Raw genomic sequence first — 5,461 nt, 5'->3', positions numbered from 1 at the left:
AAAAACATTGCCCATGCACCCGGGGCTGGTGCCGCTGGCGGACTTGGAGCAGGATTGATGGCCTTTACTAACTCACAAATGAAAAAAAGGCATTGACCTCGTGATTGAATACACCCATTTGAAGGAACGGGTCCAAGACGCTGATTTTGTCTTTACCGGTGAAGGCGGCATCGACTCCCAGACGCAGTACGGCAAAACTCCCTTTGGTGTGGCACTCGCCGCTAAATCAGTTGCCCCAACGGCGCCAGTGATCGTCCTTTCCGGTAATATTGGAGACGGTCTCAGCATTCTATATCGACCAGACGCCATTGATGCGATTTTTCCGACGGCAACGGCGGCTAAATCGTTGGCAAAAGCAATCGCAGACGCCGCATCAGATATTGAACTGGTCTCTGAGAACATTGGCCGGCTGATTGCGGCGATACAGCGCAGTAAACAAAATTGAGGATACTGGGGTTGACCCGTAGTTAACAATTCTCAGGTGACTGCTGGTTTCTAGTTCCCATTTCCCATTTCTTCTGTGGGATAATACGAACAGGAGCAGTGAAAGGAAGACACTAACTTGACGATTCAAAGCAAATTTTTGAACGCCCTGCATCAACAGATCCGCCAAGGAAATCATCTGCTTGGCGTGAGTACCGCCACGGGGATGAACGCCTTACACGCAAAAAAATTCTGGCGCTGATTTTGTGATGGTCCTGAATTCCGGTAAATTTCGTCAGATGGGCCGCAGTTCCCTCGGTGGTTACCTTGCCTTCACCAACAGCAATCAGCAGATCATGACCATTGCCCGCCAAGAAATTCTGCCAATCGTTAATGGCTTCCCGACTTTTGTCGGCCTCAACGCCACCGACCCGACGCAATCACCCAAGCAGTTGCTGACGCTGCTCCAGCAGCTGCCCATTGTCGGTGTGGTGAACTACCCAACTGTTACCTTGATTGACGGCCAATTTCGAGAGGCTTTGACTGAGGAAGGTGCAACCTTTGCGCAGGAAATGGTTTTAATCAAAGCGGCCCATGAACGTAAGCTGTGTACGGCGGCATTTGTCACAACGCCTGATGAAGCCATCCTCGCTGCTCAAATTCCAACAGATATTATTTGTATTCACCTCGGTCTCACAGAAGGCGGTTTGCTAGGTGCTAGGCGAGTGCGCAGTTTTACCAGTATGATCAAACGGGTCAATGAAATCTGCCAGGCTCTGAAAGCGGCCGACAGTCACAGCTTCCTGATGATTTACGGCGGTATTATCAACGATCTCACCGAAGTGCGCTATTTGTACAATCGTGTTCCAGCAATTCAAGGTTATATTGGCGGGTCGACCTTTGAACGATTAATCCCGGAGCAAACGATCAGCGAACAAATGCGTGCTTTCAAATCGGCAGAAACAACGGCCAGTGATACCCTCACTGTTCAAATTCTGGAGGGCGCGCAAAACTATTACCCCCCTACTGACTTTATCAAGCGCTATATTGATGAAAATTATGCTGCGCCGGTTTATATCGGAGAATTAGCTGATATGCTGCATATGTCTGCTTCATACCTGAGTACCCTATTTAAAAAGAAAGCCGGAGTATCCTTCACGACTTACCTCATTCGGTTTCGACTCAATAAGGCAGTAGAGCTCATTAAATCGACATCTTTGCCACTGAAGGAAATCGCCCAACTCGTCGGTTATTCGGATTATGCCCAGTTCAATAAAGTCTTCCGGGTATATTTCGGCATTTCCCCTAAAAAATATCAAATTCAATCTTCTAACATAGACACTACTGATACGAACATGTAAACCTTTTCAAGTAAGGGCTTACCTCGTAGACTGAATTTGTAAGCTTCAGAAGGAGGTAAGCAATCGTGGGAACAGTCGCACTAGCCGGCACGTTCGATACTAAAGGTCGAGAGTTTGCATATGTCAAACAAATTCTGGAATCGTTAGGTAATCAAGTTTTCACCATTCACACCGGTGTGTATCAGCCGTTCTTTGTACCCGATGTTGATTCGTCCGTCTTGGCGGATGCAATGGGTGTTTCTATCCAGTCCATCCGTGATGCGGATCGGGGTGAGGCCACCGCCACTTTGAGTCAGGGATTTGCCAAGATACTGCCAAAATTGTATCAGGCGCATCGCTTCGATGGGATCCTTTCCTTTGGCGGTTCTGGCGGCACATCTCTGGTTACTCCAGGAATGCGTGAGTTGCCAATCGGAGTGCCTAAGATTATGGTGTCCACCGTGGCTTCCGGTGATACTAGTTTTTATGTTGGGACCAGCGACATCATGATGATGCCATCAATTGTCGATGTTTCCGGTTTGAACAAATTATCCAAAGTGATTTATGACAACGCAGCCGCTGCCATTTCCGGTATGGTGAATGCTCACTTTGTCCAAGATGTCGATGTTCGGCCTTTGGTCGGCGCAACCATGTTCGGCGTGACTACCCCCGCCGTTGATCATGCCCGGGAACTGTTGGATCAAAAAGGTTATGAAACACTGGTCTTCCACGCTACTGGTACTGGTGGGCGGACTATGGAGCATTTGATCAAGGGTGGTTACTTTACCGGTATCTTAGATTTGACAACAACCGAGATGGCCGACAACTTGGTGGGTGGTATCCTTTCTGCTGGGCCGCATCGCTTAGAAGCTGGCATCGCCGCGCAGATTCCTCAGGTAATTTCGTTTGGGGCACTGGACATGGTCAACTTTGGTCCGTATGATTCAGTGCCGGCGCAATTTAAGGATCGAAATTTCTTTAAACATAATCCGACAACGACTTTGATGCGGACCACTGTGGCCGAAAATGTTCAGCTCGGGCAGGAAATTGCTCGTAAAGTGAACAAAGCCACGGCGCCGGTGACCGTGATGATCCCATTGAAAGGGGTTTCGAAGATTGATGCGGCGGGTCAGCCATTCTTTGGACCGGAAGAAGACGCAGCCTTGTTCAAGGCGTTTAAGGACACGCTGGCTAACGACTGCGTTAAGGTTATTGAACTGGATATGAACATTAATGATCCAGAGTTTACGCAGGTGGCTGACGATGAATTATTGGCCCTGATCAAGGCCAAACAAGATAAAACAAAGAAAGAGGTTACTGCATAATGGATAAGCGTACTCGAAAACAAATCATTGCTGATTTCAAGGAAAAAAAGAAGCCATGGAGAATTCCTGATCGGCGTCGGTGCCGGTACCGGGATTACAGCAAAAAGCAGCGAAGCCGGCGGCGCCGATGTTTTCGTTATCTACAATTCGGGCCGATATCGGATGGCTGGCCGCGGCTCCCTCGCTGGTCTGCTGGCTTATGGCGATGCCAATGCGATTGTGGAAGAAATGGGTCGCGAAGTTATCCCGGTCGTCAAGCATACCCCAGTCCTGGCCGGTGTCAACGGGACTGACCCCTTCCGGATCATGGACGTATACCTCAAAGGATTGAAGAATCAAGGCTTTAATGGTGTCCAGAACTTCCCGACCGTTGGCTTGATTGATGGTACCTTCCGTAAAAATCTGGAAGAGACCGGCATGGGTTATGACTTGGAAGTCGACATGATTCGTAAAGCCCACGACTTGGATATGCTGACTACACCTTACGTCTTTGATCCAGAACAAGCCACCGCCATGCTAAGGCCGGTGCCGATATCCTGGTCGCCCACATGGGACTGACTACCAAGGGCGCCATTGGGGCGAAAACGGCCTTGACGCTGGATGACTGCGTCAAGAAGGTCCAAGATATTCTTGATGCCGGGCGGGCTGTGAACCCTGATGTGATGGTAATCTGTCACGGCGGACCAATCGCTGAACCCAAGGATGCCCAGTACGTCATCCAGCGGGTAAACGGCATTGACGGATTCTTCGGGGCCTCCAGCATTGAACGGCTCGCCGCGGAGACTAGTATTAAGGCTCAGACGGAAGCCTTCAAGCACATTACGAAGTAATTTTTCTGGATATCTCCCATCCCTTGGCACTCCCCCAAGATCGTCAAGTCAAGCAAATCGTTGGCCCCCCCGCCAAGACATAAACGTAAGCGGTCGTTAAACGGGTATATGGTTCGCGCCGTAGCCTCCTTGTATGCTTGAGTCATCAAGTACACAAGGAGGCTTTTTATGGTTCAAATTAAAGAGCCGGATTTAAAATTGAAGTGCAACACCGATTGAGTTAGACCAATCGACCGGGTTGATTTAACAAAATAGGCCATGAAGACCTATCCTTGAAGCGACTAAACTACCAAGAAAGGTGACCTTCATGACCCACAATCAGTCTAACAGTCTCGGCTCGTACACTCAACTCACAGAGGGCGAGCGCGGAATAATTGATGCGCTTTGGCACTCCCATGAATATTCCATTCGCGATATTGCACACATCATCCATCATTCCCCTAGTACGGTAAGCCGTGAGCTTAAGCGCGGCCGAGTCCAGCAACGGGATTCGAATTATCATTACTACAAGGATTACTTCTTTGATGCTGCCCAACGACAACACGAAGAACGACAGACCCATTCCCACGCCAAGAGCATGTTGGAGAAGTGTACCTACTTCTTTAACTGGCTGACCGCTCAGATCAAGAAGCATGCGTATCGTGAACAAAGTATTGATGGGTACGTGCATCAGTTCCAGCAACTCTGGCCTAATCGTTCGTGCCCCTCAACGCCGACCGTGTATCGCTACATTGATGCCGGACTGTTGTCAGTGACCAACATGGATCTGCCTGAGAAGTTGCGGCGTCGCGAGAAAAGGCCAGGCCGTAGTCATGCGCGTAAGAATAAACGCATCGCTGGAACGTCCATCGACAAGCGGCCCAAACAAATCAATAACCGCTGGTTTGTTGGTGACTGGGAAGGCGACCTGGTGAAGGGGAAGCGTTCTGCCGACCAACCAGCATTACTCACCCTGACAGAACGTGTCACACGTTATGAGCTGATCTACAAGATCCCAAACTATCACGCCCGGACTTGCTTAGAGGCCATGCAATACGTTCTGAACACACATGATCCTTATCTATTCCACTCCATCACCTTCGACAACGGTTCTGAGTTCGCCCTCTTGGACCAACTCAGAGGAACAAAGATCTACTACTGCCATCCCTATACACAGTGAACGTGGCAGTAACGAGAATGCCAACGGCTTGATTCGAGAATTCATTCCAAAGGGTCAATCACTATGGGAAGTCTCTAAGGAGAAGATTCGTAAGATCCAAGATGTCTTAAACCACCGGTTAAGGAAGTGCCTTGGATACCGCAGCGCAATCGCGGCGCTCCAGGCCTCCCCCCTGGGCCTGGAGGAATCCCTGCCCACTACCTAAACCAATTCACATGGATGAGTCTTCACTGTTGCACTTAATTTGACAATTCGGGCTTTAAAAAAAATTTGATAGAGTGAACTATGCAACTTCACTGACTTTACCAGAATTTGAAACTATCAAATATGACATTAAATTGTTATAAATGCCTCAATTTTCAAGCCAAGTGCAACGATGATAAT

At 48.9% G+C, this 5,461-nt stretch carries 2 protein-coding genes and 3 pseudogenes; all 5 read left to right on the top strand.

Translation table 11 applies throughout. The features are described from left to right. Positions 1-445, top strand: a pseudogene (locus JCM13995_RS12710) (glycerate kinase); the annotation flags it as partial. Between the two features lie 247 nt (positions 446-692). After that, positions 693-1,784, top strand: coding sequence for a phosphoenolpyruvate hydrolase family protein (locus JCM13995_RS12705; RefSeq protein ID WP_263849689.1), 1,092 nt, complete (start codon positions 693-695; stop codon positions 1,782-1,784). A 65-nt stretch (positions 1,785-1,849) separates the two neighbouring features. Continuing rightward, on the top strand, positions 1,850-3,088 hold the full coding sequence (locus tag JCM13995_RS12700; protein ID WP_027829590.1) for a Tm-1-like ATP-binding domain-containing protein: 1,239 nt from the start codon (positions 1,850-1,852) through the stop codon (positions 3,086-3,088). A gap of 27 nt (positions 3,089-3,115) precedes the next feature. Next, positions 3,116-3,918: pseudogene (locus JCM13995_RS17910) on the top strand (phosphoenolpyruvate hydrolase family protein). Positions 3,919-4,225: 307 nt separating this feature from the next. Further along, positions 4,226-5,282 (top strand): annotated as a pseudogene (locus JCM13995_RS12690) (IS30 family transposase). Positions 5,283-5,461: the final 179 nt, after the last annotated feature.

Source organism: Lacticaseibacillus camelliae DSM 22697 = JCM 13995, from assembly GCF_001311195.1.
Classification (GTDB): Bacteria; Bacillota; Bacilli; order Lactobacillales; family Lactobacillaceae; genus Lacticaseibacillus; species Lacticaseibacillus camelliae.
The sequence above is the reverse complement of the archived record's forward strand: the minus strand, read 5'-3'. Positions and strand labels throughout refer to the sequence as shown.

Bases quoted from the DNA above. Each gene is read 5' to 3' on its own strand.
- JCM13995_RS12705 (WP_263849689.1), top strand. From the start codon at position 693: ATGGTCCTGAATTCCGGTAAATTTCGTCAGATGGGCCGCAGTTCCCTC.